This is a genomic window from Streptomyces sp. NPDC102402 (assembly GCF_044765765.1).
GTDB lineage: Bacteria > Actinomycetota > Actinomycetes > Streptomycetales > Streptomycetaceae > Streptomyces.
In genome coordinates this window covers 252,524-279,072 of record NZ_JBIWKR010000009.1, presented here as the reverse complement: position 1 = coordinate 279,072, position 26,549 = coordinate 252,524, and the positions used below count along the sequence as shown (strand labels likewise).

Here is a 26,549-nt window from a genome sequence, read left to right as displayed (position 1 = left end):
GGCGCGGGACACGAGCGACTGCCGGGTGAGGACCGGCCCGACCTCCGGTCCGCACATACGCCGGAGCGCGAGGGGCGGCCTCCGGAGGCGGGGCCGCCCCGGCGTCCGGTCAGCCGGCGAGGAGTTCGAGCGTGTCGATCACACGGTTCGAGAAGCCCCACTCGTTGTCGTACCAGGCGACCACCTTGACGTGACGGCCGTCGACGCGGGTGAGCTCCGAATCGAAGATCGACGAGGCCGGATTGCCCGTGATGTCGGACGACACGAGCGCGTCGTCCGAGTACTCGAGGACGCCGGAGAGCGGGCCCTCCGCCGCCGCACGGTACGCCGCCAGCACGTCGTCACGCGTCACGTCGCGGGCGACGGTGGTGTTGAGTTCGACGATCGATCCCACGGGCACCGGCACGCGGATCGAGTCGCCGGACAGCTTCCCCTCGAGGTTCGGCAGCACCAGGCCGATCGCCTTGGCGGCACCCGTCGTGGTCGGCACGATGTTGACGGCGGCGGCGCGGGCGCGGCGGGCGTCGCGGTGCGGACCGTCCTGCAGGTTCTGCTCCTGGGTGTAGGCGTGGACCGTCGTCATGAAGCCGTGCTCGATTCCGGCAAGCTCGTCGAGCACGGCGGCCAGCGGCGCGAGCGCGTTGGTGGTGCACGAGGCGTTCGAGACGATCGTGTGCACCTCGGGGTCGTAGGCGTCGTTGTTGACCCCGAACGCGAGCGTGACGTCGGCACCGTCCGACGGCGCGCTGACGAGCACCTTCTTCGCGCCTCCGTCGAGATGCCCGCGGGCGGCCTTCGCCGACGTGAAGCGGCCGGTCGCCTCGAGCACGATGTCGACGCCGAGCTCGGCCCACGGCAACTGCGCCGGTTCACGCTCGGCGAGCACCCTGATGCGACGGCCGTCGACGACGAGGGTGTCCCCGTCGACGGTCACCGGGCGGCCGAGCCGGCCGGCCGTGGTGTCGTAGGCGAGCAGGCGGGCGAGGGTGGCGGGCGCCGTGAGGTCGTTGACGGCGACGACCTCGAGGTCGCTGTCGCGTTCGAGCAGTGCGCGCAGCACATTGCGTCCGATGCGGCCGAATCCGTTGATGGCGATGCGAGTCATGAGTGCTGTCCCTTCGGGTCACCACCAGCGTCGCGCGCCGCATCCGCCCGTGACAGCGGCGCGATCGCCATGGTTCGAAAGGATCGCGCCACGTCGACGTGGGCTGCTGCTACTCGCCCTGTGCGAACGTGCGCCGGTATTCGCTCGGTGTGGTGCCGAGGATGCGCTGGAAGTGGAGCCGCAGATTCGCACCGGTGCCCAGACCGACCTCGGCGGCGATCTGCTCGACGCTCCGCTGCGAACGCTCGAGCAGTTCACGGGACATGTCGACGCGGGCGCGCATGACCCACTGCATCGGTGTGTACCCCGTGTCCTCGACGAAGCGCCGCGAGAACGTGCGCGGCGAGACCGCCGCATGCCGGGCGAGGGCCTCGAGCGTGAGCGGTTCACCGAGCCGGTGCAGCGCCCATTCGCGAGTGGCGGCGAACCGCTCCCCCAGCGGATCGGGCACGCTGCGCGGCACGTACTGCGCCTGACCACCGCTGCGATAGGGGGCCGCGACCAGGCGCCGGGCCGCGTGGTTGGACGCGGCCACCCCGAGGTCACCGCGCAGGATGTGCAGACACAGGTCGATGCCCGAAGCGGCGCCCGCCGACGTCAGCACACTGCCCTCGTCGACGAACAGGACGTTCTCGTCCACCTGTACGCGCGGATGCCGCGCGGCGAGCGCCCGCGTGTAGTGCCAGTGCGTCGTGGCCCGCTTGCCGTCGAGCAGGCCCGTGGCCGCGAGCGCGAAAGCGCCCGTCGAGATCGCGGCGAGCCGCGCGCCCCGGTCATGTGCCGCGATCAGCGCGTCGGCCACGGCTCGCGGCGGGTCGTCACGGTCCGGCAGACGGTAGCCGGGGATGAAGACGATGCCGGCCCACTCGAGCGCGTCGAGGCCGTGGGCGACGTGGTACGACAGGCCGTCGCCACCCGTCACGAGGCCGGGCGCCGCGCCGCACACCCGCACCTCGTACGGCATGCTCGCCCGGGTCGTGAACACCTGTGCGGGAATACCGACATCGAGCGGCTTCGCACCCTCGAGCACGAGGACGGCGACGCGATGCAGGCGGGAGACCACGGGAAGCAGGGTACGCGGGGCGAGGCGGTGCGGTCCCGGCGGGCCGACCGTGGCGCCGCTCGTGCGGGGCCCGGGCCCCGGGGGCCCGGGCGGCTCGCACATCCGCCGGGCCCGCCGCCCGTGCCGAGCCGTCCCGCTGTCGTCCGTATCCCTGCCCTCGACACAGAACCCTCGGAAGCGGCAGGCCGATCCGCCACCGGGGCATTGACGTGCCCATGGCGTCTGGCTACCTTCTGAGAGCGCTCTCCTGCCGCCGCACAGCCTCCCCCCACCGCGACCAGACGTTCCGGGAGCCCTCCGTGAAGCCACCGAGATTCGGATCAGCCGCCACTCTCGTCACCTTGACAACGTTGTCGTCCCTGATCGCCGGGGGAACGTCGTCACCACCCGCCGCCGCGGCACCCGCGGCGGCCGTGTGCAACACGTACTGCGACGCGCGTGATCCGGCGCTGAGCACGAAGGACCGTGTGCCCGTCACCGCCACGGTCTCCTCACGATCGGTCGCCCTGCACTTCGACGACACCGCCGCGATGGGCTGGGCGTCCATCGACAACGGCGGCACCGGCGACCGGGTGTGGCTGGACCGCTCCATGGACGGCGGCCGGACCTGGGCGTCGGGAAGCCGTCTGGGCGACACCGCCGTGCCCTCCGGAGGGCACGGCTGGCGCACCCAGATGTACAACGTCGACGACTGGAACACCCGGGGAGTCGGGGCCCTGCGGGCCTGCGGACAGCCGGCCGGCGGGGCCATCGCGTGCACGCCATGGGCGCGGACCACCTGGAACGCCGGCAGCCGGAGCACCGCGGCGGCCACCGCGCTGATGATGTCGTTCGACCGGAGCAGCAAGCTGTTCGGCGGCAACGGATGGTGGACCGCCGCCAACGCCCTGACCGCGATCATCGACAACAGCCGCGTCAGCGGCATGGGCAGTTACACCTATGCCGTCGCCGAGATCTACGACAGGAACATCAACGCCCAGGGAGGACAGTTCCGCAACGAGTACCTCGACGACACCGGCTGGTGGGGCCTGGCCTGGATCGCCGCCTACGATCTGACCGGCGACCGGCGGTACCTCGACACCGCGCGGGCGGACGCGGACCACATGTACGCGAACTGGAACAGCACCTGTGGCGGCGGAGTCCGCTGGAACACGAACGGCAACTACAAGAACGCCATCACCAACGAGCTCTTCCTCCAGCTCACCTCTGCCCTGCACAACCGCATCGCCGGGGACACGACGTACCTGGACCGGGCGAAGAGCGAATGGGAATGGTTCCGGAACAGCGGCATGATCAACGGTGATCACATGATCAACGACGGCCTCGACGACGCCTGCCGCAACAACGGCCAGCCGACCTGGACGTACAACCAGGGCGTCATCCTCGGCGCGTTGACCGAATTCCACAGGGCCACCGGTGACGCGGGCGTCCTGACAACGGCGCGCGGCCTGGCCGACGCCTCGACGGTACGGCTCCAGACGGACGGTGTGCTGCGCGAACCGGGCGAGGACGACAGCTGCACAGGGGACGGCCCGAGCTTCAAGGGCGCCTACGTCCGCGGGCTCGGCGCGCTGAACCGCCAGCTGTCCGACCGCCCCTACGCCCCTGCCCTCACCCGCTGGGCCAACAGCGCCTACGACCGCGACCGCAACGCTCTCGACCAGTACGGCCCGCACTGGAGCGGCGGCAGCGGCACCACCGGATACGGCTGCCAGCAGAGCGTGCTCGACCTCCTCAACGCCGCTTCGGGCTGAGTCGTGCCGGACGGGCCCGCGATCCGCAGGAGTGTCCGCCGGCACCGCGGCGGACCACGGCCGGACCGGGCCCGGAAGGCCGGCGGCCGCGGGCCGGTTCCCCGCCGGCCCCCGGCCGTGCGGCGAGGGAGCGTCCGGCATCCCGCGTCACCGTCCGGTCAGCCCTGCTTCGGCGGATTACGCGCGTCGAAGGCGAAGAGGGTGTTCTCGGCTGCCGCCACGATGACCGCGCGTCCCGCCACGGTCACGCGCGGGCTCGCTCCCTGCCCGCCCGTCAGGCCGTCGGCCCGCGGGTCCGTCGTCCACAGGGTTCCACCGTCCTCCGGCGACAGTGCGACCACCCGGCCGGTGGCCGAGCTGAAGTACAGCGCGCCTGTTCCCTGCGCGGGACCCGACGCACCTTCCACACCGGTCTGCCGTGACCACTTCTTCCGGCCGGTCGCGGGGTCGAGCGCCGTGACGAGCCCGGTCTGCCCGCTGACGTACACGGTGCCGTCCGCCATGCCGGGCGTCCCCTCGTACGTCCTGGACAGAGAGGAGTACGTGACTTTCCGCGAGGCCGGGTCGACACGCACCGCCCCGTCGTAGCCGGCCAGCGCCGGTCCCTCCCGGTGTTCCCGGAGGAGTACGAGCCGGCCGTCGGCGACGCCCATCGGCACGGCGGGGCCGTCGACCTCGACGGGATCGCCCAGCTCACCCGTGGCACGGTCCACGGTGTGCAGGGTGGGGTGGCGTACCTCCAGGTCGTCCACCTCCGTACGCTTCGCGCACATCGCGAGGAACCGGGAGCCCATCGGGACGGGAGCGCACTGCGTACCCGCGGGGAACGGCGTCGTCCAGGTCACCTCACCGCTGTGCGCGTCCCGGGCCTCGAAGCGGGTGTCGGCGGCGTCGACCGTCACGACGGCGGAGCCGGCCACGAGGGCGTCCTGGGTCCGGCCCGTGACGGCCGTCGACTGCGCGCCGGACGGTACCGACCAGAGCTCCCGGCCGCTGTCCGCGTCGATGGCGACCACCTCGCTGGGAGGGTCCTGCGGGGCGTCCTGGGCGGCGGAGCGGTAACCGAGCACCGTGTCGTCCGTGGCACCCACCAGGTGCATGCCCTGGACGGGGACGCCCGGGCTCCTCGCCGTCCACACCCGCGTGCCGTCCTGGGCTCTGATACGGGTCGCGACGGTACCGCCGCCCCCGCAGAACAGCGCGTCGCCGCGCGCCACGCACCGCAGTTCGTCGGTGATGTCGTCCCGGCTGCTGCCCGGCACGGTCGCGCGCCACGGCTCGAAGCCGTCGGGCAGCGCGGCGCCCGGTGCCGCGACGCTGTCGCCCTTGTCGCGCCCGCCGTCCTTCCCGATGCCGCCCGCATTCAGTGCGGCGACTCCCCCGCCGATCGCTGCCACCGCGACCGCGGCCGCGAGCACGGGCCGCCAACGGCGGCGCGGTCGGCGGCCGACGGGGGCGGCGGTGCCCGACGTCCCGGGGCCGGGCGGGTGGGCGACCGCGGCGTTCGGCGCCGGGGCGGCGGTCGTGGCACTCGGCGCCGGCGTGGCCGCCGCCGTGAGGTGATGCTGGGTGTGCATGTCGCTGGTCCGGCCCGCGCCGACCCAGTTCGCGTCGGTGCCGCCGAGATCGGCCGGCAGGTCCCGCAGCAGCACCAGGAGTTCGTCCGCCGAGGGGCGCCCTTCGGGATCCTTGTCCAGGCAGGACTCGACGACCGCGCGCAGCGCCACCGGGACGGCGCCCAGCGACGGCTCCTCGTGCACCACCTGGTACGCCGTCATGTACGGACTGTCCGCGTCGAAGGGCCCGTGGCCCGTCGCCGAGTACACCAGCAGCGTGCCCAGCGAGAAGACGTCGGAGCGCGGCCCCACCCCACGCGGTGCCTGCAACTGCTCCGGCGACATGAAGGGCGGCGTACCGATGACCCGCCCCGTCATCGTCAGCGTCTGCTGGTCCACGGCGCGCGAGATGCCGAAGTCGATGACGCGGGGGCCCTCGGGCGAGAGCACGACGTTCGAAGGCTTCAGATCACGGTGGACGACCCCCACCCGGTGGATGTCGCGCAGGGCCTCCGCCAGCCCGATGGCGAGCCTCCTCAACTCCGCTCCGTCCAGCGGGCCCTCCGCGGTGATGCGCTGGGCGAGCGTGTGCCCCTCGATGTAGGTCGTCGCCATCCACGGTTGCTCGGCCTCAGGAGCGGCGTCGACCACGGCGGCGGTGAACGCGCCGCTCACCCGCCTCGCCGCCGCCACCTCCTGCCGGAATCGGATGCGGAATTCGTCGTCCCCCGCGAACTGCTGGTGGATCAGTTTGATCGCGACAGGCCGCCCCGAACTCGTACGGGCCAGGAAGACCGTGCCCATGCCGCCCGAGCCGAGCCGCGCCTCGAGCGGATAGCCGCCGATCTCGGCTGGGTCACCTCCGCGCAGCGACACTCTTCCCGACCTCCCGTCCCCCGTGCACCACAGTCACCACGGGCCCGCGTTTATGTCCTGCACACAAACTAGTCGCAGGGCAGCGCGGTGGAACGAAGCGGGTGACGAACCGGGGCCCGGGACGGCCTGCCGCCACGCTCGGCCGAGGGCTCCTGCCCGCTGGACGCGACCGCAACCGCGATCCGGTGCGTGGCGGACGGCACATCGTGCGGTCGGGGCTCCGGGTCACGTCGATTCACCCAGCGGGACGGAAATACCGGATGAGGTCGGCGAACCCGGGGAACAAGTGCCGACAGACGATGGGAGGGGTGCCATGGATGGCAGAGATCTGGAACTCGGCGAGCTTCTGACCGCCGCGGAGTCCGCGCCGCCCGGGGAGTCCGTGGGCGTGATCGCGCACGACCTGCGCAAGCGCTTCGGAGCGGAGAGTGTGTCGTTCCTGTTCGTCGACCTCATGGGGGAGCGGCTGTTGCGCCTGACCGCGCCCTCCGAGGGCGACATGGCGGACACCACGGAGCAGATCGACCTGCAGGGCAGCATCTACGACACGGTGCTCCGCAGCCAGCGCCAGCACGTGGAGCCGGACGGTCAGGGCGGCCGGCGGATCATCTCACCGGTGAGCAATCGCGGGGACTGCGTCGGTGTGCTCGAGGTGACGCTGCAGTACGCCGACGACACCGTCCTCGGGCAGATCAGTGACGCCGCGCACGCGCTGGCCTACATCATCGTGACGGACCGCCGCTTCACCGATCTGTACCACGCCGGCCGGCGCACCACTCGGACGAGTCTCGCCGCCGAGATCCAGCATCAGCTGCTCCCCTCGTCCTCCTGTTGCGAGGCCCCCCAGTTCACTCTGGCCGCGGGCCTGATCCCGGCGGACGACATCGGCGGGGACACCTACGACTACACCCTCGATCAGGACACACTGCACCTGTCCATCACCGACGCCATGGGCCACGACACCGAGTCCGCCCTGTTGGCCACGCTGGTCACGGCCGCGTTGCGTGGCGCCCGACGCGCGGGCTGCGACGCCCTGCGTCAGGCCCATCGCGCACACGAGGCCCTGCTGAGCCACAACCGCGGGCTGGCCACCGGACAACTGCTGTGCATCCGTCTCGAGACGGGCATGTGCGAGCTGGTCAACGCGGGCCACCCCTGGCCTCTGCGACTGCGGGCGGGCACCACCGAGGCCGAGGAGGTCCAGCTCGGCGTGAACCTGCCGTTCGGCGTCGCGGCGCCCACGACCTACCGGCTCCAGGAGCTCCAGCTGCACCCCGGCGACCGTCTGGTCCTGCTCACGGACGGCATGCAGGAACGCGGTGCCGCTGCCGTCGACCTGGCCGCTCTCGTGGCCGGCACCCGCGCCTCGCATCCCCGGGAGGCGGTCCGCGCCCTGACCACGGCGGTACTGGACGCATGCCGTGGCAACCTCAAGGACGACGCCACCGTCCTCGTCCTGGACTGGCACGGCGCCGGAGGGCTCACACCGCGCGACACGCGCACGGCGCCGTGAGCTCCTGTGCCTTCGTCACTCACCGGACTGCCGCGGGATGTTCGCCCCTGGGGCCGTGGCGTTCGGCGAGCAGCCGCTTGCGATGGCCCCTGCGGCGGAGGGCGGTTATCAGGACGATGACGGCGCAGACACCGATTCCGAGGACAGGGAGAGCGCCGGCCAGTACCAGCACGCCCACGAACGCGACCAGGCCTCCGGAGTCCCCGATGGCGTAGCGGGACGGGCCTTGGGACGAACAGGTGACTTCGTAGTCCCCTGCTCGCGGCACGTCGATGGCGTAGAGCGGATTCCAGGTCTCGTCACGGGTGAGGAAGACGTCGACTCCCGGATCGGTGAGACGGGGGTCGCCCGGACCGGTGATCCCGCACCGCTGGGCGGCCGACGGCCCCCGGTCCTTGATCCAGATCGTCCGCTCGCTCTCCGGTGAGAGGCGCAGGGTGACGGTGTCACCGTCGGCGAACTGATGGCCTGTGTCCACCGCGTCGGTCACCTTGTCGATCCGGTACACACCGACGGCCACTCCCAGCACCGTCAGTACGACGGCGATGACGGCCGCCGTGGCGTACCAGTGTCGGCCGGGCCGGAGCTCGTTCGCCGGTATCCGCGGCGGCGCGAAGGGCTGCATCAGCGCATCGTAGACCGCGCGTGCTGCCCCGCTCCGGCCGGGATCACCGGACGTCGCGAAGCACCAGCCGGCGACGTCTGTCGGGAAGCACCTCGGTGATGCCCTGACCGTCGCAGTGCTCCAGCAGGGGAACGGTGACGCGTCGGCTGGTGTCCAGAGCGCGGCTCGCCGATCCCACGGTGAACGGCTGGTCGAGTTCGCCCAGCCGGTCGGCCGCCAGCCCGGGGGCGTCCGGCAGCAGCACCACGTGCTCCGCGAGCCGCAGTACCGCTCCGTGGCGCACCGCCGCGGCGAGCTCACGGCGGCCGAAGCCGAGCTCCGCGAGCCGCTGGGCGTGGGGCGCGGCGAAGGGCCGCCCGTCGAGTTCCGCGGTGAGCCTGCGCACCGCCTCCACCACGGGGGCGGGCTGCTCCGCGGGCCCGGCGGTCACGCGTCCGCGGCTCATCAGCAGGGGCGGCGTGACCAGCGCCTCGACGAGGGAGACGGCCGGCAGCCCCAGGCGATACCGCGCCGCCTCCACCGGGATGCCGTCCTCGGTGGGCCGCTCGCAGCGGTACGCCGTCACCAGTTCGGCCAGCCGGGCACGCAGGGTGGTCCAGTGGGCCGGGTCGGCGAGCCAGTCGCCCGCGACGGGTGCGGTGTGCACGGACACGCCCATCGCGGTCAGCTCTCCGCGCGTGACCAGGAGTCTGCGCCGTAGCTCGGACGCCTCCCCCGGGGTCCCGTGGGCGTCGGCCAGTTCGGCCGCCCGCCGCGCCGCGGAACCGCGGCGCCGCAGGTCCGGTGGCCGGGGGTCGAGTACCGTCACGCCCGCGAGCACCCGCCGCAGGCCGGGATCGCGCAACACCGCGCGGTCGCCGATGCGCAGCGGCAGTGGTTCCGGCAGGCTCAGCCGGACGGTCTCCGCACCGAGCGGACGTACGCGTACGGGTACGGCCGCCGAGCCGATGTGGGCGACAGCGGTGCGGGGCAGTTCCGCGGCAGGTGTTCCGCCGTGGACACGCACGTCGCAGCTCAGGCAGGGGAGGTGGCTGTCGGGTGTGAGCAGGGCGTCACCGCGGCCCGTCGACTCCTTGTCGAGGCCCCGGAGGTTGACGGCGACCCGGGCGGTGGCACGCGCCTGGTCGGTCTCCTCGCCGAGGGTCTGCAGGGCCCGGACGCGTACGGGGGTGCCGGAGCGGGAGGTGACCAGGACGTCTCCCCGGCGGATCCGCCCCGCCCCGAGTGTGCCGGTGACCACCAGCCCGCTGCCGCGCACGGTGAAGGACCGGTCGATCCACAGCCGCACCGGGGAGTCGGGGTCCCCGTCCGGCAGCCGCGCGGCCAGCCGGCCGAGGGCGGCGCGGAGCTCGGCGAGTCCCACGCCGGTGCGCGCGCTGACGGCCACCGTCTCGACGCTGCCGAGCGTGCTGGTACGGATCCGTTCCCGTGCCTGCACCGTGGCGGGGGCGGGGTCGGCCACGTCGCAGCGGGTGACGACGAGCAGTCCGTGACGCACGCCGAGGGCGTCCACGGCGGCGAGGTGTTCGGCGGACTGGGGCTTCCAGCCCTCGTCTGCGGCGACGACGAACAGCACGGCGGGCACGGGTCCCACGCCGGCCAGCATGGTGGGCACGAACCTCTCGTGTCCTGGTACGTCGACGAACGCCAGCCGGTCACCTGACGGCAGGTCCGTCCACGCGTAGCCCAGGTCGATGGTCAGGCCGCGGCGGCGCTCCTCCGCCAGCCGGTCGGGGTGGGTGCCGGTCAGTGCGTGGATCAGTGTGCTCTTGCCGTGGTCGACATGCCCTGCCGTCGCGATGACCCGCATGTCACAGCCCCGCGGCGCGCAGCACCGCGGCGAGGACGTCGCTGTCGCACACCTCCGGTACGCACCGGAGGTCCAGCAGCAGGCGCCCGCGCGACACCCGTCCCAGTACGGCCGGTTCACCGGTGCGCAGCGGTTCCGCGAGGTCGTCGGGGAGGCTGAGCGCGCAGGACGGCAGAACGGCCCCGGGCGCGCCGCCTCCTCCGACCACCGCGTCGTGGGACACGACGCGCGCGTCCAGCCCTCGGCGCGCGACGTCCTCGGCCATGCGCAGCGTGCGGACGCGCAGTTGCGGCAGCGGCATGTGCACGGCCGTGTGCACGGGTGGCTCGGGACCGCGCAGGGTCGCCTCCAGCGCGGCCAGGGTGATCTTGTCCACCCGCAGGGCACGGGCCAGCGGATGGCGGCGCATCCGTTCCACGACGTCGGCGCGGCCGAGGACCAGCCCCGCCTGCGGCCCGCCGAGGAGCTTGTCCCCGCTCGCGGTGACCAGGGTGGCCCCGGCGCGCAGGGCCGTGGCCGCGTCGGGCTCGTCCGGGAGCACGGGGTCGGGAGCGAGGAGACCGGAGCCGATGTCGACGACGACGGGCAGGCCCAGGGAGGCCAGTTCCCCGGCTTCCACTCCCCCGGTGAAGCCGCTCACCGTGAAGTTCGACGGGTGGACCTTGAGGATGAAACCGGTGTCCGGGCCCGCGGCGTCCGCGTAGTCACCGAGGCGGGTCCGGTTGGTGGTGCCGACCTCGCGTATCCGCGCGCCGCAGGAGACGAGCAGCTCGGGTATCCGGAATCCGTCGCCGATCTCCACGAACTCGCCCCGGCTGAGCAGGATGTCGCGCCCCGGGGCCAGCGTCACCGCCGCCAGGGCCAGGGCGGCCGCTCCGTTGTTGACCACGTGCACCGCCTCCGCGGCCGGTACCGCCTCCCGCAGGGCGGCCATGGCAGTGCGGCCGCGTGACGCCCGTCTGCCGGTGCTCAGGTCCAGCTCGACGTCCGTGTAGCCGCCGGCCGCCGCCATCGCCTCCAGCGCGGACCGCGACAGCGGGGCCCGTCCCAGGTTGGTGTGCAGCACCACTCCGGTGGCGTTGTGCACGGGACCCGGTCCGGCCGTGTGCGCGGGGAGCGCGGCCAGGGCGGCGTGGACCGCGTCGTCCGGGCCGATCCGTCCGTCGCGTACGAGCTGTTGGGCGGTGCCGACGGCGGCCTTGACGGCGGTCCTGCCCAGCCGGGCCGACGCCTCGCTCAGCCGGGGGTCGCCGAGGAGCACCGTGGTGCTCGGCACCTGCCGCCGGATGTCCGCGGGCGGCTCGCCCGTCGTGTCCGCCACCCGCGCCACCCCGATCGAAGTCAGCGGAGGCGGACGGGAATCGAACCCGCCTGGCCCGGATACCGGACCACACCGATGTTGAAGATCGGGAGGGGCACCAGCCCACCCAACGCCTCCGGAGCAAGATTGTGGTCCCCGCACACCGCTGGGGCAAGAGTGAAATGATCGCCGTATGACGACAGTTGGCCCCGCCGCACCCGTACGGCTGACCCAGTTCGCACACGGCGGTGGCTGCGCCTGCAAGATCCCTCCGGGGGAACTGGAGGCGATGGTCGCGGGACTGCTGCCGTCCGGGGGCCCCGGAGGGGCTCCGGGCGGCGACGAGGACCGGATGCTGGTCGGGCTCGACGACGGCGACGACGCCGCGGTGGTGCTCACCGGTGACGGCACCGCGCTGGTGTCGACGGCCGACTTCTTCACACCCGTCGTCGACGACGCCCGCGACTGGGGCCGGATCGCCGCGGCCAACGCCCTGTCCGACGTCTACGCGATGGGCGGCCGGCCCGTCGTCGGGCTCAATCTGCTGGGCTGGCCCCGTGACGTCCTGCCGGCGGAGCTGGCCCGGGAGGTCCTGGCGGGAGCGCTCGAAGTGGCCCGCGACGCGGGGTGCTTCGTCGGCGGCGGCCACAGCATCGACAGCCCGGAGCCGCTCTACGGAATGGCCGTGACGGGCCTGGTGGATCCTGACCGGCTGCTGCGCAACGACGCCGGCCGGCCGGGTGTGCCGCTGACCCTGACCAAGCCGCTGGGCGTCGGCATACTCAACAACCGCCACAAGCGGACCGGCGAGGTCTTCGCGCACGCCGTCGCCAGCATGGCGGCGCTCAACGACAAGGCCGCTGCGGCTGCCCTGGAGGCCGGCGCCGTGTGCGCCACGGATGTGACCGGATTCGGGCTGCTCGGCCATCTGCACAAGCTGGCCAGGGCGAGCGGCGTCACCGCCGTGGTGGACTCCGCCGCCGTCCCCGTGCTGGACGGCGCCCGGGAGTCCCTGCGGGCGGGGTACGTCAGCGGCGGCACCCTGCGCAATCTCGAATGGGTGCGCCCTCACCTCGACGCGGGACGGGCGAGCGAGGACCTGCTGCACCTGCTCGCCGACGCGCAGACCTCCGGCGGACTGCTGGTCGCCGGGGAGGTTCCCGGACATCCGGTCGTGGGGGAACTGGTTCCCGCCGTGGCCGGGACGACACTGGTGATCAGCTGAGGGCCGCGGGTCCGCGGGCGGGGCCCGGGTCCCGCGGCCGGTTCGCTACCGGTAGCGGATGTGCAAGTGGTTGTCGTGGTTCGCGTAGCTGGTGGTCAGCCCTTCCGAGATCAGCTGCGGGTCGTTGAAGAAGATCAGCTGGACGTGGCCGGGGGCCTTCGCCCGGATCTCCTGCACGAGCCTGCGGGTGGCCGCGCGGTCGTACGTGCTCGACTGCCAGGTGATGCGCCCCGCGGTGCACTGCGCCGAGTCGGTGCGGGCGGGCCACACGTCGATGTCCATCCCGACCTCGTGGCTGCCGTGGCCGGGGATGTCCCCGCCGTGCTCGAAGCCCGCGTCACCGACGGGCAGTCTGCCGTTGCCGGTGGCGGCGAATCCGGCGGCGGCGGCCTCCAGCTGGCCGACGGCACCGGCTGTCGCCCAGTGGGCGCCGGCGTTGCCGTCCGGGCTCTGTGCGCACATCGCGCTGCCGCCGAAGTCGATGTTCTCGTAGTGCCACAGCAGGATCTGCCAGGTAGCCGGTCCGACGACTCCGTCCGCGCCGATTCCCGCATGGGACTGGAAGGTGCGGACGGCGGTGCCGGTGGCGGGTCCGAAGGCCCCGTCGGCCGAGAGGCCCGCTCCCCGCTTGGCGTTGAGCAGCGACTGGAGGGCCGTCACCGCCGGCCCGCTGTCGCCCTGTCGCACGGTGACGGCGAGCGCGCCCCAGGTGGCGGGCCCGACGATGCCGTCCGCCGTCAGGCCCTTGGACTGCTGGAAGCCCACCACGGCGGTCCGCGTGCCCGAGCCGAAGGCGCCGTCCACCGCCACGGGACGGCCGTGCGCGGCGAGCAGGTGCTGCAGCGCGACGACGTCGGATCCTCGGCTGCCGTTGCTGGTCAGCGGGAACGCGGCCTGCGGGAAGGCCTGTGCGGGGGCGCCCGTTCCGAGGAGCAGGCCCGCCAACGCGGTGAACAGCGTGATGATGCGTGCGAGTCGTCTCACGGTCTCTGCCTCACTTTCCTGTTCATTCGCCTGCTCACTTTCCGGACTGGAGGGCGCCCCAGGTGGCAGGTCCGACGATGCCGTCGGCGCCCAGCCCCCGCGAGGACTGGTAGTCACGTGCGGCCTGGGCGGTGCCCGAGCCGAAGACACCGTCGATGGACACCGTCCGGCCGAGCGCGGCGGTCAGGGCGCGCTGCAGCCGGGTGACGGCCTCTCCCGTCGAGCCGTTCTGGACGGTCGGGGTGGACCCGCGGGAAAGCAGGGCCGTCCAGGTCTTCGCGCCGACCACACCGTCCGCCGTGAGTCCCTTACCGGACTGGAAGTTCCTGGCGGCGGCGGTCGTGTCGGGCCCGAATATCCCGTCGGGGGTACCCGGGTCGAAGCCGGCGGCCTTGAGCAGGCACTGGGCCGCCTTGACCTGGTCTCCGGTCGAGCCGCTCCGGACCGTGGTGTACGTGGCGAAGTCGAGGTTCGCCCCGGAACAGGTGGGCGTGGGCGTGGAGCCCTTGCCGACGTCCAGGTAGTCGCGGTCGATGTTGATCGAGTAGCCGCCGTAGGACTCGGTGACCTCCCCCGCGTACTGGTGGATCCGCTGGTGGTCGGACCAGTAGGAGGACGGCACGTAGGTACCGGTGTTGGTGTCGGCGGCGCCGTTCCACCAGGCGTAGAAGAGGTGGTCGACGCGTGTGTAGGCACCGTTGTCGTACTCGGCGGCGGCGTCCTTGATGCCGGAGGCGGCGCTGGAGTAGAAGCCCGACAGATAGCCGCTGCTGTGCAGCCGTTCGGTCCAACCGGACAGGTACGACAGCACGGACGCCTTGCAGGAGGCCGTGGAGGTGTACGCCTCGATGTCGCTGTAGATGGCGCTGCCCGCCGGGATGCCGAGGTTCGACGCGGCGGTGATGGCGCCGGCGGCCGCGGTGACGCCCTGGGACCTGGCCGTGGCGGGGTCGGTGGACATCTTCAGCGAGTAGTTGGTGCACGGTGCCTGGCGGCCGACGTCGATGGGGAAGAGCCGCCATCCGTTGCTGGTCTGGCTGCTCACCCAGTTCGCCGTCAGGTTCGGCTGGGCGCAGCCGCGGAAGGAGCCGCTGATGTAGACGCCGACCGCGCTGTACGGCGAGCTCGCCTGCCAGGCGTTCATCGCGGCCTGCGAGGGCGCGGTGCAGGCGTCGAAGCCCTTGCCCTGGTAGCTGCCGGGCTGCGGGCCGGCCGCGGCCAGGGGGGTGACGCCGGACCGCTGGGTGGTGCGGGGCAGCGCGGTGCGCTCGGCGCTCCCGGTGAGCTCGCCGGTGTCGAGAACGCCGCGTACGAGGTTCTCGGTCTCCGGTGTGTGGGCGGCGGTGACGAGGACGCCGGCGTCCTCGACCGCGACCTGGATGGTGTCGTTGCTGGACGCGGCGGACGGGGCTGTGGCCTTGCCGCGCTGGGTCCGCGCGGTCGCCGCCGTGGCCTGGCCGGCGGAGCGGGCGGTGATGGGCTCCACGACGATGCCCGCCGAACGGCCGACGACGCCGGCGGGGCAGTCGTTCTGTTCGGCGGGTTCTCCCAGGTAGACCGCGGGTCTGTCGAACCGGAGGCAGGCTCGCGGGTGTTCGGCCAGATCGACGACCTGCCAGTCGGCGGGCACCTCGATGCGGTAGCCGTGGTAGGTGACGCTCCGCAGGCTCTCGGGCGGGGAGTCCGCCAGGGCGGGGGTGGGGGCGGCGAACGCACCGGTGCCGGCGAGCACTGCCAGCAGGGCGGTTCCGGCGCGGACACGCCAGGGGATCCAGGACGACATCGGTTCACTCCTGATCGAACGCGGGGGGAGAGTGAGGGGGCGCTGCCGGGCGGGCCGGCTCAGGTCCGGCCACGAGCGACGCCCGCCCGCGGCCGGTCGGCCGCGCACTCGGGGACGGTGCGGGTGCGCCTTCCCCCGGGCCGGCGGCCGGCCCGGGGGAAGGCGCACTGCTGTGCGGGTTGCGAGGGGACTGTCAGACGCCGCAGTTGGGCGCGGACCAGGAGCGGCTGGTGCGTCCGTCCACGTGGGTGTGGTCGTTGTGGTCGGGATAGCCGGGGCCGAAGATGCCGCCGAAGCCGTGGGAGCGGGCTCGCTGGGCGAGCGCGCAGAAGGACGGGCTTCCGATCAGATCGGCGGCGTCACCGTAGAGGTGCCGGCTGTTGGAGGCACCGCCTGCCGCGTTGTTGCACGCCGCCGAGCGGAATCCGCTGGACACGGAGATCGGGACGTCGCCCATCGCGTGCCTGAGGGCCTCCAGCTTCCACATCGTGCGCAGACCGTTGGACTTGGCCGTCGCGGCGCTGACCGCGCCACCGGACCAGTCGGAGTTGCAGTTGTTCAGTTCGGCGTAGGTGAAGTGGATGGGCGTGCAGTCAGGGTCCTGCAGCGCGTAGATCTTCGAGAACGTCTGGGAGCCCGCGACGCCGTCCGCTCCGAGGCCGTACGCCTGCTGGAACTTGGTGACAGCGGCCTTGGTCCGCGGGCCGAAGTTGCCGTCGACGGAGAGGATCTCGCCGTGGTCGACATGTCCGGCCACCCGGATCTGCAGCTGGGTCACGTCGTCGCCCGACATCCCTTCGGACAGGGTGCGGCCCCAGCTGTAGCACTCGTCGGCCTGGGCCGGGGCGGCGGTTGCCAGCACTCCCCCCACCGTTGCTGCCATGATCATGACAAACGCCAGAGCGAGTTGGATCGTACGCCTCAACATGGCGCCTCCGTTGTGAGTCCTTCCCGATTCCCCGCAAGAGGGCTGAGGCGAGTCTGACGCCCCTCGCCGTAGCGTGTCCACACCATCACCATCTGCCACAGGACCAGACCTCCGGCACAACTGATATGTATCTGGCGGGGGTTGTTCCGCGATGGAGTGCAGTGGCCGGAGGCGGCCGACGAGGCTACCGCCAGACCGCGCAGGCCGTGGCGGCGACCAGCACGGAGCACACGACGGTCACGCCGCTCAGGCGCCTCGCGAGCCGGTCGTCCCAGCGTTCCCCGTCTCCGGAGAGCCTGCGCAGAGCCGGGGTGAGCGCCCTGCCCGCGCCGAAGCCGAGTCCGGCGGCCAGGGCGGGCGCGTAGGAGCCCCCGGACAGGAGCACCGCCAGCGCCATCGCGTACGGCGCGCTCGCCGAGACGTAGGTGCGCACGCCAGTGCCGAGCTCGAAGCCGAACTGCAGCGCACCGCGTGCCAGATGACGGCGCAGGACGTCCTGCGGAATCTGCCGGGCGTTCTGCGGCAGCCGTAGCGGCAGCCTGCCCGCGTCGCGCAGCGCGGCGAGCAGCGCCCCGGCCGCGATCAGCCCTTGCCGCACGCCGGCCGGGAGCGGTGTGAGGAGACCGGACAGAAGCCACAGCACCCCGGCCGTCAGCACCCCGCCGGCCAGCAGACCGCAGGTGAACACGCCGAGGACCAGCGCCTGTCTGTACGTTGCCCGCCAACCTGGCGAGGCCAGCGCGAACGCGCTGTTACGCGTTCAAACGGAGCCTGAGAGCGAATAGCCCGCCAGCCCACCGGTGATCGCCCAGGTCAGCACGGGAGCGTGCAGGACGGCGGCGATCGCCGCGATCCCCAGGGCCGCCACGGGCAGGACGGGATCGGTGAACAGCGCCCGTGCGGCACGGGCGCGGCCCGGCCGGCCCGCGCGGTGGGACGACTCGCCCACCTAGACCGTCCCGGTCAGGGTGAGCCAGGTGTTCTGCCCCACCACGCCGTCGGCGGTCAGGCCGTGCAGTGACTGGAACGAGAGGACGGCCTGGCGTGTGAGCGAACCGAAGTTGCCGTCGACCGTCAGTGCGGATCCGTGCTTGTTGAGCTGCCGCTGTGCGCCCCGCACGGCGTTGTTCACGTCGCCTTGGCGCACGGTGACGACCAGTACCGGCCAGGTGGCCGCGCTGACGCTGCCCGTGGGGCTGAGTCCGTTCGCCGACTGGAACGCCTCGACCTGCGCCTCGGTGTCCGGCCCGAAGATGCCGTCGACGTCCGTGGGATGCCCGTGGTGGGTGAGAAGATGCTGCACCGTGTGGACGTCCGGTCCGGTGGCTCCGCTGCCGATGACCGGCCAGCTGACGGAGCCGGGGCAGTCGCAGTCGGTGGTCCAGCGGCAGATGGACTTCACCCAGCCGGAGCCGGTGTTGCGGTACCCGTCGTGGCAGCGCCGCTCGATACCGCAGCCGCAGCTTCCGCAGGCCGCGCTGTAGCGCCACAGCCAGCCGTCGTAGGTACCGGCATAGCACTGGTTGGGCCGCAGGGTCCAGGTGACTCCGTCCGTCCGGTGGAAGCCGGTGTTCGCCCCCGAGGTCACGCAGGCGTCGGCGTAGACGGTGCTGGGCCCGCAGCCCGGGGAGCAGTTGTGGTCCTCGGCATAGCTCGGGCACGCGCCGGTCCAGATGTCGTAGCCGTCGGCGTAGGCCTCCCGCGCGGCCGAGAACACCCCCAGCGCCGCGAACCCCGCGGCGGTCGCCGCCTGCAGCACGGTGCGCCGGGACGGCGCGAAGGACGCGAGGGGCCCTCGCCCGGTCCGCGAGCGGCGGCCGGCTCCCCCTGGGCGGCGCAGCGTGGGCACATCGTCCAGTGAAGTCACGGCCGGCTCCTCGGCGTTGCGGGTGCGATGTCGTCGAGCAGCCGCAGCAGCGCGGTGGGTGAGCCGAGCGGCTCGGAACGCACGATCCGGTGTTCGGGATCGATGGCCACGGCGTAGGGGGTGGCGGGTATGTCGTAGGCCGTGAACAGCTCCGGGCGGTGGTCCCTGACCGGGACGGGTCCCCCGTCGGCCAGCGGCCCGGCGCCCGCGTAGAGCCCGAGCACCTGCGGGGAGGCGGCACCGCCCTGGCGGACGGTCCAGGCGCCGGCCTCGGCGAGCACCTGCCCGCAGGTGCGGCAGTCCGCGTCGAGGAAGAGCAGCAGCGCGGCGCGGCCCGGCGCCAGGAGGCCGTCGAGCCCTGCCGGACCGGGCCGGGCCGCGTCGAGGCCGGGCGCGTGCGCACCGGGGGCGAGGCCCACTCGGCCGGGGCGGTGCGGCTGCGTCCGTGACAGCTGGTGCACCTGCCTGATCAGTCCCGAGACGACCAGCGCGAGCAGCGCGATCGCCGCCCACGAGGCGATCAGGGCGCTGGTGGTGAAGTCCATGGCGTCTGCACTCCTTCGGCGGTCCGGTGCACGGTGGTCCTGGCCTGCTGGTGATCAGGGACCCTGGTCGGGGGGTGGACGGGCGCAGCGGCCGGCTCGTGCATGGCCGCGGGGATGGCCCAGAGCAGCGCGGTGCAGGCGAGAGCCGCGAGCGTCAGGGTGATCAGTTCCACCGTGGGCAGCCCTACGGGGCCCGTCCCGGCGACGGCGGCGCCGGCCGTCGCGAGCACGGCGAGGGCCACGGCCCGCCGGGTCACCCAGCGGCTCAGGGGCACATCCCGGCCGGAGCAGCCGCACGGGCCCCCGCGGCCGAGAGTGAGAACGTGCCGCGTGTAGCCGGCGTAGAGCCCGAAGAGGACGGCTCCCAGGGCGAGTACGGCCCGCAGCCCCCACTGATGGCCCGTCAGGAGCGCGATCGCGCCGACCGCCCCCAGGACACCCTCCGCGACAGGCAGGGCGACGGCGGCGAACCGGCGGAGCCGCGGGCCCAGCACGCCGTGGGCCCACAGCGCGTCACCCAGTGCGGCCGGAGCGGCGGCGTGGGACCCCGCACCCAGGAACAGGGTCAGGATGACGACGGAGGCGCTCAGCCCGCCGTAGAAACCGGTCACCGGCGCATCACCCGGTGTGCCGCAGCGTGAGTCGCCCCACGAGTTCGGGCACCCGCTCGACGGGGGTGGACGCGAGTGGCACCAGCGTGGCCCAGATCTCGGTCGAGGAGAGCACGAAGAACGGGCTGCCGTCGGAGAGCGTGTCGCGGAACAGTTCTCCGGACGCCACCGCCACCCCCTTCCAGGGCGGGAGCTGGGCGGTGTGTTCCTTCGTACGCCGGGACAGCTCCAGCAGCCCGAGCCCGGGCACCTCCTTGATCACCGTCGCGGGCCGCGCGAAGGCGCTTCCGGCCGATGGATCCGGCTGGAGGGTGAGCCCGTACTCGCTCTCCGCGACGCGCACGGACCGGAGCAGCCCGAGCACCGCGGCCAGGCCCAGGCCGTACAGCCGGGTCACGAGCGAATGCCGCTCGCCGCGCCACACGACGAGCGACGGCCGCTCCACGAGCCCCGAGCGCGGCTCACGCTCGACCGACCGGAAGATGCGCAGCGTGCCCTTCTGGAAGGTGAGCTCGGACTCGGCTGACGCGATCCCCAGGGAGGCGGCCACGTCGTCCCCCAGGGAGGCCGGCCCGGAGGTGAATTCGACCAGCCGGCCGCCGGCCACCACCTCGACGGCCGAAGTGCACGGCGCCTGGAGGTCGATGCTCCCCTCCAGGTGGTACGTCCCGCCGTCGAGTGCGCGATGCGTGACGAACGACACGGTCATGTGCATCCTCCCGAGGCGCGGGGGTCTGGTGTGACACCGCAGCCGCTGAGGAAACTAGACAAGAGTCATGCCCCTGTCAATCACGCGTCCGCCCGAGGCCGTCTGCGCCGGGAGCGTCCGGGCGCATCCCTCCGCCCCGATGGCGCGGCGCTCCGGGGCGGAGGGGTGCGCCCCGGGCGCGGCGGGCGGGCACTCACCCTCCGGGCGACACCGCCCCCCGGCGCGGCGGGCGGGCACCCACTCTCCGTACGCCTGCCCGGGAGGTGGATCCGGCCGCGGTCAGGCGCAGGCCGGGCACAATCCGCGGTAGGTGATCTCCACCGCGTCGACGGAGAACCCGAACCGCTCGGTGTCGGGCAGGTCACCGAGGGCGTTGCCGGCCGGGTGGACGTCGCGGACCGTGCCGCAGCGGGAGCACACCAGGTGCTGATGGGGGCGGCGCGCGTTCGGGTCGTAGCGCTTGGCCCGGCCCACCGTGGAGACCTCCAGAACTTCGCCGAGCGCGACGAGTTCCCCCAGCGTGTTGTAGACGGTCGCGCGGGAGATCTCGGGCAGTTGCTCGGCGGCCCGCAGATGCACCTCGTCCGCCGTCAGGTGCACGTGGTCACCATCGAGGACCTCCGCGACGACACGCCGCTGCGAGGTCAACCGCCATCCGCTGCCCCGCAGTCGTTGCAGGAGGTCGCTCATCTCGTTCACCTGCTCCACTTCACGGGGGACGCGCGGCCCCGGAAGGACCCACGACGCCGCACCCCGGTCGTTATCGTTTTAGCGCACTTCTTGACTTGGATGAAGTCCATCGTAGGATCGATCCCGGCGACATCCAAGAGACAGGAAGACTCCGGTCCGGCTGCAGAGACACGCGATGGACGACGCCGGTTGAGCGCCGCACTCGCGGCAACCGCCCGGTACCGTCCGGTCCGGTGGCCCGTGAGGCGTTCGGGCGGCCGCGGCAAGACCCTCGTGGCAGAGCGTGCCCCTCCGCGAGGCCCGGATCCTCCTCCCCCCTGTTCAGCGCCCCCATGACCCGCCGGGTCCGGAAGGACTGCCATGACCGAGAACCACGAGTCACACGTCTTCGATCCCGTCGTGCCGGATTCGCCGGAGACGGCCGTCCCCGAGGTGCCCGAGGCACAGGCGAGCGGCTGCCCCGTGGCCCACGGCCGCGCGGCGCACCCCACACAGGGCGGTGGGAACCGCCAGTGGTGGCCGGACCGCCTCAACCTGAAGATCCTTGCCAAGAACCCCGCGGTCGCGAATCCGCTCGGTGCGGACTTCGACTACGCGGCCGCGTTCCAGGGGCTCGACCTGCCCGCCGTGAAGCGGGACATCGCCGGGGTACTCACCACGTCGCAGGACTGGTGGCCGGCCGACTTCGGCAACTACGGACCGCTGATGATCCGGATGGCCTGGCACAGCGCCGGCACGTATCGCATCAGCGACGGCCGCGGTGGTGCCGGCGCCGGTCAGCAGCGCTTCGCCCCGCTGAACAGCTGGCCGGACAACGGCAACCTGGACAAGGCCCGGCGCCTGCTGTGGCCCGTCAAGAAGAAGTACGGCCAGTCGCTGTCCTGGGCCGATCTGCTGATCCTCACCGGCAACGTCGCCCTGGAGACCATGGGCCTCAAGACCTTCGGCTTCGCCGGTGGCCGCGAGGACGTGTGGGAATCGGAGGAGGACGTCTACTGGGGCCCGGAGACCACCTGGCTCGACGACGAGCGCTACACCGGCGACCGTGAGCTGGAGAACCCGCTCGGCGCGGTCCAGATGGGCCTGATCTACGTCAATCCGGAAGGCCCCAACGGCAACCCGGACCCGCTCGCGGCCGCCCGCGACATCCGGGAGACGTTCCGCCGGATGGCGATGAACGACGAGGAGACCGTCGCCCTCATCGCCGGTGGCCACACCTTCGGCAAGACGCACGGCGCGGGCCCGGCCGAGAGTGTCGGCGCGGACCCCGAGGGCGCTCCGATGGAGGAGCAGGGCCTGGGCTGGCGCAGTTCCTACCGGACGGGCAAGGGCGGGGACGCCATCACGAGCGGTCTGGAGGTGACCTGGACCAGCACCCCGACCAAGTGGGGCAACGAGTTCTTCCACAACCTCTTCGCCTACGAGTACGAGCTGACCAAGTCCCCGGCCGGTGCGCACCAGTGGGTCGCCAAGGACGCGGAGGCGACCATCCCTCACGCGCACGACGCGTCGAAGAAGCACAAGCCGCAGATGCTCACCACCGACCTGTCGCTGCGCTTCGACCCTGCGTACGAGCAGATCTCGCGCCGCTTCCACGAGAACCCGGAGGAGTTCGCGGACGCCTTCGCGCGCGCCTGGTACAAGCTGACGCACCGCGACATGGGCCCCATCCAGCGCTACCTGGGCCCTGAGGTCCCCTCGGAGGTGCTGCTGTGGCAGGACCCGCTGCCCGCGCGCACCGGTGAGCTGCTGGACGCCGCGGAGACCACCGCGCTGAAGGAGCAGGTGCTCGCCACCGGCCTGACGGTGGCACAGCTGGTCTCGGCCGCCTGGGCCTCGGCCGCGTCCTTCCGCGGCAGCGACAAGCGGGGCGGCGCCAACGGCGCCCGGGTCCGTCTGGAGCCGCAGCGCGGCTGGGAGGCGAACGACCCGGAGGAGCTGGCCCAGGTCCTGCGCGCTCTGGAAGGCGTCCAGGAATCCTTCAACGCCAAGGGCGGCAAGCAGGTCTCACTGGCCGACCTGATCGTCCTCGGGGGCAACGCGGCCGTCGAGAAGGCGGCCGAGGAGGCAGGCGTCGAGGTCCAGGTGCCGTTCACCGCGGGCCGGGTCGACGCCACGCAGGACCAGACGGACGTGGAGTCCTTCGCCGCCCTGGAACCCGCGTACGACGGCTTCCGCAACTACGTCGGCAAGGGCAGCCGCCTGCCCGCCGAGTACCTGCTCCTCGACCGGGCCAACCTGCTGACGCTGAGCGCCCCCGAGACCACCGTCCTGGTCGGCGGTCTGCGCGTGCTGGGCGCCAATGCCGGAGGCTCGGAACACGGCGTCCTCACCGACCGCCCGGGCACGCTGACCAACGACTTCTTCGTGAACCTGCTCGACCTGGGCATCACCTGGAAGTCGACGTCGTCGGCGCAGGACGAGTTCGAGGCCCGCGACGCGACCGGCCAGGTCAAGTGGACCGGCACCCGCGCCGATCTGGTCTTCGGCTCCAACTCCGAGCTCCGCGCCCTCGCCGAGGTCTACGCCGGCGACGACGCGAAGCAGAAGTTCGTGACGGACTTCGTCGCCGCCTGGGCCAAGGTCATGGACCTCGACCGCTTCGACGTGAACTAGGGATTTCGTTCGGTTCAGGCCGCACCGCGCACGCGAGCCCGGCCTGAACCGGACGAGAGCCCCTGGCCGCGCCCGGCACATCCGCCTGCCGGGGACCGGCACGATCCGGCTGTGGGGTCCGCGCACGCACGCGCGGACCCCACAGCACGTCACGACGAAGCGACGGTTCACGGCTGCGGTGACCGCGATGCCGGAGGACCGGTGTCACGGTTCTCACCGCCGGCGAGGACGCCGAATCCCCGGCTCCCCAGGAACGTCACGCCCACGCCGAGGCGCTCAGGCAGGACCTCGTTCCGGGGGCCCGCCCACGACCGTGAGCAGGTCCACGACGAAGATCAGCGTCGAGCCCGCGGGGACCAGCGGAGAGGGTGACTGTCTGCCGTAACCGAGACGCGGGGGAACGATGATCTCGCGCCGGCCGCCGGCCTTCATCCCTCTCACTCCCCGGTCCCAGCCCTTGATGACCTTGCCGCCGCCCACGGCGAACTTGAACGGCCGGTCCCGCTCCCAGGAGGAGTCGAACTCCCTTCCGGACGCGAACGTGACCCCTACGTAGTGGACCTGGACGACCCTGCCCGGCCGCGCCTCGGGTCCGTCCCCGACCACGAGGTCCCGGACCGTCAGTTCGTCGGGTGCGTCGCCCTCCGGAACCTGGACTCCGGGCTTCGTCGTCTCGCTCATCACGGCCCCTCGCTCGCCACCGGAGTCCCGCGCACGGGCCGACCGGCCCCATGGACCTTCCATGTGGCAGGCGATCACGCTACCGGCAATGCCTTGCCCCGATGTGCACCGTTGCCGTAACACGGCGTTCGCGAGGACCGCGTGCGCACGACACGGTCCTGCCGCTGTCGGCGAGAGGGCTGCGGCACAGGGATGTCTCCGCGCGTCTCGTCGGCATGCGCGGCGTGGAGATCCCCGAATCCTGGATCTCCACGATCACCGACGGCGTGATCGCCGGCATGACCGAGAAGGTCCGGCCAGTGACCGGCCGAGGGCGGTGTGTGCCCACGACGTGCCCTCGCCCCTCGGCCCGGCCGCGCTTGTGACGCCGGTTCGGCCTGCGAGGAGACCGGACCGGCGTCTGCCCCTGATCGTGTCCGGGAGCACGGCACGGGCCGGAGGTGGCCGTGGGAGTCCTAGAGGGCGGTCCTGGGCCTCAGGCCCTCGCCGATGGACTCCTCGCGCCACCGCTTGAGCAGTTCATGGAACGCGACGGCTCCGTGGGGGTAGGCGCTCGCGCTGTTCGGGCGGCCGAGCCCCTCACGGTTGTAGTAGCCGGGGGTGCACTCCGCGTGGAACCACTCGTGGTCCGCGGCGCCCTTGGCCAGAACGGCCAGCCAGGCGTCCTCGGCCTCCGGGGACGGTTCGATGAGGGCGTGCTCGGTCTCGGCCGCGGCGACGAGGGCGGCGGCGTGGACGGCCTGCTCGTCGAGTACATGCGTGAAGTTGACGCTGCTGGCGTTGTGCAGGGACCCCATGTGGATCAGGTTCGGGAAGCCGTTGCCGGTGAAGCCGTGCAGCGTCCGCGGGCCCTGCCGCGCCCAGGCGTGCAGGAGCTGGGTGCCGCCGCGTCCGTGGACGGGGAGCTTGCCGGAGAGGATTCCGGACACTCCCACGGAGAACCCCGTGGCGAAGATGAGGCAGTCGAGTTCGTAGGTGTCGTCGCCGACGACGGCCCCGTGCTCGGTGATGCGCTCGATGCCGTGCGTGTCGGCGGTGTCGACCAGGGAGACGTTGTCGCGGTTGAACGCCGCGTAGTACTTGTCGGAGAACGTGGGGCGCTTGCAGGCGTACCGGTACCAGGGCTTGAGCTTGTCAGCGGTCTCCGGGTCGGCGACCGTCTGCTCGACACGGGCGCGCAACTCGTTCATCTTCGCCGCGTCGGCCGCTTCGTAAGCGGCCTCGAAGGCGGCCCCCTCCTCGTCGCGACGGAAGCTGGGCAGGAGCTTTTCCAGGAGAGCCGCCGAGGCGGTCCAGCCGTCGGCCACGAGATCCTGGTCGGCCGGCTCGCCGGAGACGATGCGCAGGAAGTTCTCACGACGCTCACGGGCCCAGCCGTCACGACCGGCGCCGACGTCCTCCGCGGTCGTGCGGCGGTTGGCCCGCACATCCACACTGGACGGGGTGCGCTGGAACACGTAGACGTGCTGGGCGTCCTCGGCCAGCATGGGGATGGCCTGGACACCGGTGGCGCCGGTGCCGACGATCCCCACTCGCTTGCCCCTGAGGCCGGTCATGCCGCCGTCCGGGGTGCCGCCGGTGTAGGAGTAGTCCCAGCGCGACGTGTGGAAGGTATGGCCCTGGAAGGTCTCGATGCCGGGTATCCCGGGCAGCTTGGGCTCGGACATGGTGCCGGTGGACGTGACGACGTACGTGGCGCGGAAAACATCACCGCGGTCGGTGGCCACGATCCACGTCTCCGACCCCTCGTCCCAGGTGAGCGAGGTGACCGCGGTGGAGAACAGGGCGTCCGTGTAGAGATCGTACTTCTCGGCGATGCGCACCGCGTGGCGGCGGATCTCCTCGCCGGGAGAGTACTTCCACTCCGGCACGTAGCCGGTCTCGTCGAGCATCGGCAGGTAGATGTGGGACTCGATGTCGCAGTGGATGCCCGGGTAGCGGTTCCAGTACCAGGTGCCACCGAAATCGCCCCCCTTCTCGACGATCCGCACGCGCCCCACGCCCTGCTGCCGCATGCGCGCCCCGGCAAGGATGCCGCCGAACCCGCCACCGACCACGGCGACGTCGACGGTGTCCTGCAGCGGCTCACGCGCGGTCACGTCGCCCGCGTAGGGATCGGCGGCGTAGTAGCCGAACTCGGCCTGAGCCTGGTGGTATTGGCTTGCACCGTCGGGCCGTACCCGACGTTCACGTTCGAGGCTGTAGCGCTGCCTCAAGGTGTCGAGGCCGTCGGATTCCGTGGCTTGAGTGGTCGTCATGTGGGGGTCTCACTCCAATCGGTCGGCCGCACCGGATCGAGCAGCCATCC

Annotated in this window: 22 protein-coding genes and 1 tRNA gene; 4 read left to right on the top strand and 19 right to left on the bottom strand. The window is 72.3% G+C overall.

Annotated elements, in window-relative coordinates; genetic code table 11:
• Positions 1 to 109 precede the first annotated feature (109 nt).
• Both gap and ACIRJR_RS25795 read right to left on the bottom strand, forming a co-directional pair.
• A complete protein-coding gene (gene gap / locus ACIRJR_RS25800; RefSeq protein WP_403784725.1) occupies positions 110 to 1,105 on the bottom strand; it encodes a type I glyceraldehyde-3-phosphate dehydrogenase in 996 nt (331 codons plus the stop codon).
• A 109-nt stretch (positions 1,106 to 1,214) separates the two neighbouring features.
• Complete coding sequence (locus ACIRJR_RS25795; protein ID WP_403784723.1) at positions 1,215 to 2,168, bottom strand: GlxA family transcriptional regulator; 954 nt, start codon at positions 2,166 to 2,168, stop codon at positions 1,215 to 1,217.
• A 215-nt stretch (positions 2,169 to 2,383) separates the two neighbouring features.
• Here ACIRJR_RS25795 and ACIRJR_RS25790 point away from each other — a divergent pair, with 215 nt between their 5' ends.
• Positions 2,384 to 3,922, top strand: coding sequence for a glycoside hydrolase family 76 protein (locus ACIRJR_RS25790; protein WP_403784721.1), 1,539 nt, complete (start codon positions 2,384 to 2,386; stop codon positions 3,920 to 3,922).
• A gap of 158 nt (positions 3,923 to 4,080) precedes the next feature.
• Here ACIRJR_RS25790 and ACIRJR_RS25785 read toward each other — a convergent pair whose 3' ends face one another.
• The gene (locus ACIRJR_RS25785) at positions 4,081 to 6,354 is read right to left on the bottom strand and encodes a protein kinase (RefSeq protein ID WP_403784719.1); all 2,274 of its coding nucleotides are present in this window, start codon (positions 6,352 to 6,354) and stop codon (positions 4,081 to 4,083) included.
• A gap of 313 nt (positions 6,355 to 6,667) precedes the next feature.
• Here ACIRJR_RS25785 and ACIRJR_RS25780 point away from each other — a divergent pair, with 313 nt between their 5' ends.
• A complete protein-coding gene (locus tag ACIRJR_RS25780; protein WP_403784717.1) occupies positions 6,668 to 7,867 on the top strand; it encodes a PP2C family protein-serine/threonine phosphatase in 1,200 nt (399 codons plus the stop codon).
• 19 nt (positions 7,868 to 7,886) lie between these two features.
• Here the strand turns inward: ACIRJR_RS25780 and ACIRJR_RS25775 are convergent, their stop codons facing one another.
• From ACIRJR_RS25775 to ACIRJR_RS25760, 4 genes are all read right to left on the bottom strand, one after another.
• On the bottom strand, positions 7,887 to 8,492 hold the full coding sequence (locus ACIRJR_RS25775; RefSeq protein ID WP_403784715.1) for a hypothetical protein: 606 nt from the start codon (positions 8,490 to 8,492) through the stop codon (positions 7,887 to 7,889).
• A gap of 43 nt (positions 8,493 to 8,535) precedes the next feature.
• A complete protein-coding gene (selB, locus tag ACIRJR_RS25770) occupies positions 8,536 to 10,302 on the bottom strand; it encodes a selenocysteine-specific translation elongation factor (RefSeq protein ID WP_403784713.1) in 1,767 nt (588 codons plus the stop codon).
• Between the two features lies 1 nt (position 10,303).
• Complete coding sequence (selA, locus tag ACIRJR_RS25765) at positions 10,304 to 11,623, bottom strand: L-seryl-tRNA(Sec) selenium transferase (RefSeq protein ID WP_403784711.1); 1,320 nt, start codon at positions 11,621 to 11,623, stop codon at positions 10,304 to 10,306.
• A 23-nt stretch (positions 11,624 to 11,646) separates the two neighbouring features.
• Positions 11,647 to 11,740, bottom strand: a tRNA-Sec gene (locus tag ACIRJR_RS25760).
• 55 nt (positions 11,741 to 11,795) lie between these two features.
• Between ACIRJR_RS25760 and selD the strand changes: the two genes are divergently transcribed.
• Complete coding sequence (selD, locus tag ACIRJR_RS25755) at positions 11,796 to 12,827, top strand: selenide, water dikinase SelD (protein WP_403784709.1); 1,032 nt, start codon at positions 11,796 to 11,798, stop codon at positions 12,825 to 12,827.
• A gap of 45 nt (positions 12,828 to 12,872) precedes the next feature.
• Here selD and ACIRJR_RS25750 read toward each other — a convergent pair whose 3' ends face one another.
• The 10 genes from ACIRJR_RS25750 to ACIRJR_RS25705 form a co-directional block, all read right to left on the bottom strand.
• Positions 12,873 to 13,811: a penicillin-insensitive murein endopeptidase gene (locus tag ACIRJR_RS25750; protein WP_403784707.1), complete on the bottom strand. Its 939-nt coding sequence runs from the start codon at positions 13,809 to 13,811 to the stop codon at positions 12,873 to 12,875.
• 34 nt (positions 13,812 to 13,845) lie between these two features.
• On the bottom strand, positions 13,846 to 15,594 hold the full coding sequence (locus tag ACIRJR_RS25745) for a glycoside hydrolase domain-containing protein (RefSeq protein ID WP_403784705.1): 1,749 nt from the start codon (positions 15,592 to 15,594) through the stop codon (positions 13,846 to 13,848).
• A gap of 193 nt (positions 15,595 to 15,787) precedes the next feature.
• A complete protein-coding gene (locus ACIRJR_RS25740; protein ID WP_403784703.1) occupies positions 15,788 to 16,522 on the bottom strand; it encodes a D-Ala-D-Ala carboxypeptidase family metallohydrolase in 735 nt (244 codons plus the stop codon).
• A 184-nt stretch (positions 16,523 to 16,706) separates the two neighbouring features.
• Positions 16,707 to 17,210 (bottom strand): hypothetical protein, encoded by a 504-nt coding sequence (locus ACIRJR_RS25735; RefSeq protein ID WP_403784701.1) that lies wholly within the window; start codon positions 17,208 to 17,210, stop codon positions 16,707 to 16,709.
• Positions 17,211 to 17,282: 72 nt separating this feature from the next.
• The gene (locus tag ACIRJR_RS25730) at positions 17,283 to 17,471 is read right to left on the bottom strand and encodes a hypothetical protein (RefSeq protein WP_403784699.1); all 189 of its coding nucleotides are present in this window, start codon (positions 17,469 to 17,471) and stop codon (positions 17,283 to 17,285) included.
• Positions 17,472 to 18,389 (bottom strand): peptidoglycan-binding protein, encoded by a 918-nt coding sequence (locus ACIRJR_RS25725; RefSeq protein WP_403784697.1) that lies wholly within the window; start codon positions 18,387 to 18,389, stop codon positions 17,472 to 17,474.
• Positions 18,386 to 18,934, bottom strand: coding sequence for a hypothetical protein (locus tag ACIRJR_RS25720; RefSeq protein WP_403784695.1), 549 nt, complete (start codon positions 18,932 to 18,934; stop codon positions 18,386 to 18,388). Before ACIRJR_RS25720 ends, ACIRJR_RS25725 begins: the two co-directional genes overlap by 4 nt.
• Positions 18,910 to 19,545 (bottom strand): MauE/DoxX family redox-associated membrane protein, encoded by a 636-nt coding sequence (locus ACIRJR_RS25715; protein WP_403784693.1) that lies wholly within the window; start codon positions 19,543 to 19,545, stop codon positions 18,910 to 18,912. Before ACIRJR_RS25715 ends, ACIRJR_RS25720 begins: the two co-directional genes overlap by 25 nt.
• Positions 19,546 to 19,552: 7 nt before the next feature.
• Positions 19,553 to 20,254, bottom strand: a complete 702-nt coding sequence (locus ACIRJR_RS25710; protein WP_403784691.1) for a hypothetical protein — start codon at positions 20,252 to 20,254, stop codon at positions 19,553 to 19,555.
• Positions 20,255 to 20,533: 279 nt separating this feature from the next.
• On the bottom strand, positions 20,534 to 20,944 hold the full coding sequence (locus tag ACIRJR_RS25705; RefSeq protein ID WP_403784689.1) for a Fur family transcriptional regulator: 411 nt from the start codon (positions 20,942 to 20,944) through the stop codon (positions 20,534 to 20,536).
• A gap of 360 nt (positions 20,945 to 21,304) precedes the next feature.
• Here ACIRJR_RS25705 and katG point away from each other — a divergent pair, with 360 nt between their 5' ends.
• Positions 21,305 to 23,560 (top strand): catalase/peroxidase HPI, encoded by a 2,256-nt coding sequence (katG, locus tag ACIRJR_RS25700; RefSeq protein ID WP_403784687.1) that lies wholly within the window; start codon positions 21,305 to 21,307, stop codon positions 23,558 to 23,560.
• A 276-nt stretch (positions 23,561 to 23,836) separates the two neighbouring features.
• On the opposite strand, the gene ACIRJR_RS25695 is transcribed toward katG, so the two are convergent.
• Both ACIRJR_RS25695 and ACIRJR_RS25690 read right to left on the bottom strand, forming a co-directional pair.
• Complete coding sequence (locus ACIRJR_RS25695; RefSeq protein ID WP_403784685.1) at positions 23,837 to 24,241, bottom strand: FKBP-type peptidyl-prolyl cis-trans isomerase; 405 nt, start codon at positions 24,239 to 24,241, stop codon at positions 23,837 to 23,839.
• A gap of 455 nt (positions 24,242 to 24,696) precedes the next feature.
• Positions 24,697 to 26,499 (bottom strand): flavin-containing monooxygenase, encoded by a 1,803-nt coding sequence (locus ACIRJR_RS25690; RefSeq protein ID WP_403784683.1) that lies wholly within the window; start codon positions 26,497 to 26,499, stop codon positions 24,697 to 24,699.
• Between the last annotated feature and the right edge of the window lie 50 nt (positions 26,500 to 26,549).

Excerpts from the sequence above, each read along its gene's own strand:
- gap (WP_403784725.1), bottom strand. The coding sequence starts at position 1,105 with ATGACTCGCATCGCCATCAACGGATTCGGCCGCATCGGACGCAATGTG.
- ACIRJR_RS25790 (WP_403784721.1), top strand. The coding sequence starts at position 2,384 with ATGGCGTCTGGCTACCTTCTGAGAGCGCTCTCCTGCCGCCGCACAGCC.
- ACIRJR_RS25780 (WP_403784717.1), top strand. The coding sequence starts at position 6,668 with ATGGATGGCAGAGATCTGGAACTCGGCGAGCTTCTGACCGCCGCGGAG.
- ACIRJR_RS25775 (WP_403784715.1), bottom strand. The coding sequence starts at position 8,492 with ATGCAGCCCTTCGCGCCGCCGCGGATACCGGCGAACGAGCTCCGGCCC.
- selB (WP_403784713.1), bottom strand. The coding sequence starts at position 10,302 with ATGCGGGTCATCGCGACGGCAGGGCATGTCGACCACGGCAAGAGCACA.
- selD (WP_403784709.1), top strand. The coding sequence starts at position 11,796 with ATGACGACAGTTGGCCCCGCCGCACCCGTACGGCTGACCCAGTTCGCA.
- ACIRJR_RS25745 (WP_403784705.1), bottom strand. The coding sequence starts at position 15,594 with ATGTCGTCCTGGATCCCCTGGCGTGTCCGCGCCGGAACCGCCCTGCTG.
- ACIRJR_RS25740 (WP_403784703.1), bottom strand. The coding sequence starts at position 16,522 with ATGTTGAGGCGTACGATCCAACTCGCTCTGGCGTTTGTCATGATCATG.
- ACIRJR_RS25720 (WP_403784695.1), bottom strand. The coding sequence starts at position 18,934 with ATGGACTTCACCACCAGCGCCCTGATCGCCTCGTGGGCGGCGATCGCG.
- ACIRJR_RS25710 (WP_403784691.1), bottom strand. The coding sequence starts at position 20,254 with ATGACCGTGTCGTTCGTCACGCATCGCGCACTCGACGGCGGGACGTAC.
- ACIRJR_RS25705 (WP_403784689.1), bottom strand. The coding sequence starts at position 20,944 with ATGAGCGACCTCCTGCAACGACTGCGGGGCAGCGGATGGCGGTTGACC.
- katG (WP_403784687.1), top strand. The coding sequence starts at position 21,305 with ATGACCGAGAACCACGAGTCACACGTCTTCGATCCCGTCGTGCCGGAT.
- ACIRJR_RS25695 (WP_403784685.1), bottom strand. The coding sequence starts at position 24,241 with ATGAGCGAGACGACGAAGCCCGGAGTCCAGGTTCCGGAGGGCGACGCA.
- ACIRJR_RS25690 (WP_403784683.1), bottom strand. The coding sequence starts at position 26,499 with ATGACGACCACTCAAGCCACGGAATCCGACGGCCTCGACACCTTGAGG.